This is a genomic window from Actinomadura soli (genome assembly GCF_005889715.1).
GTDB lineage: Bacteria > Actinomycetota > Actinomycetes > Streptosporangiales > Streptosporangiaceae > Spirillospora > Spirillospora soli.
This window is the reverse complement of sequence record NZ_VCKW01000585.1, coordinates 1-976: the sequence shown is the minus strand read 5'-3', so window position 1 is coordinate 976 and position 976 is coordinate 1. Positions and strand designations below refer to the sequence as shown.

Genomic DNA, 976 nt, shown 5'->3' with positions numbered 1-976 from the left:
GGCGTAGACCTCGCGCAGCAACTGGACGGTCACCAGCGTGTAGACCTGCGTCGTGGTGACGGACGCGTGCCCCAGCAGTTCCTGGACGACGCGGACGTCGGCTCCCCCGTCCAGCAGGTGGGTGGCGAACGAGTGCCGCAGCGTGTGCGGCGACACGTCCGACAGCCGCGCGCGGTCGGCGGCGGCGCGCAGCACCATCCACGCGCCCTGCCGCGACAGCCGCCCGCCGCGCGCGTTCAGGAACAGCGCCGGGCCGCCCCGCCCGGCCGCCGCCAGCTCGGGACGGGCCCGCACCAGGTAGGCGTCCACGGCCTCGCGGGCGTAGTCGCCGGTCGGCACGACCCGGGCCTTGCCGCCCTTGCCGGCGACGCGGACGAACCCGTCCGCCAGGTCGAGGTCGTCGACGTCCAGGCCGACCGCCTCGGAGATCCGCGCGCCCGAACCGTACAGCAGCTCCAGCAGCGCCCGGTCGCGCAGCCCGCGGGCGGTGCCGGGATCGCCGGGCCCGGCCGCGGCGGCGAGGAGCCGTTCGACCTCGTCCAGCGAGATGGCCTTGGGCAGGCGGCGCGGCGGCGTCGGCGGCCTGACCTCGCCGGCCGGGTCGCGGGCGGCGAGGCCCTCGCGCAGCGCGAAGCGGTGCAGCCCGCGGACGGCGACGAGCGCCCGCGCCGCCGAGCCCGCCGACAGCGGCGGATGGTCGTCGTCGCCCTCGCGCAGCGTCACCAGGTAGGCGCGGACGTCGTCCTCGGTGATGTCGCCGATGGCCGCGCGGCCCCGCCCGTCCTGGATCTGCGTGTAGCGGCGCAGGTCGCGGCGGTACGAGCTGAGCGTGTTGGCGGCCAGGCCCCGCTCGACCGCCAGGTGCCCCAGGTAGGTGCCCACGGCGGAGCCGAGCGCGGAGGCCGCGCCGGACGCGGGACCGGCGCCTGGAGCGGGGGGCCGCGTGGCGCGCCGGGGCTGTCTCTCATACCCATCT

General features: G+C 77.8%; 1 protein-coding gene. It reads right to left on the bottom strand.

All coding sequences use genetic code 11. The annotated features are described in order from the left end of the window. Positions 1–882 (bottom strand): site-specific tyrosine recombinase XerD (locus ETD83_RS41995; protein ID WP_138650793.1); only part of this gene is annotated, 882 nt, incomplete at its 3' end. Positions 883–976: the final 94 nt, after the last annotated feature.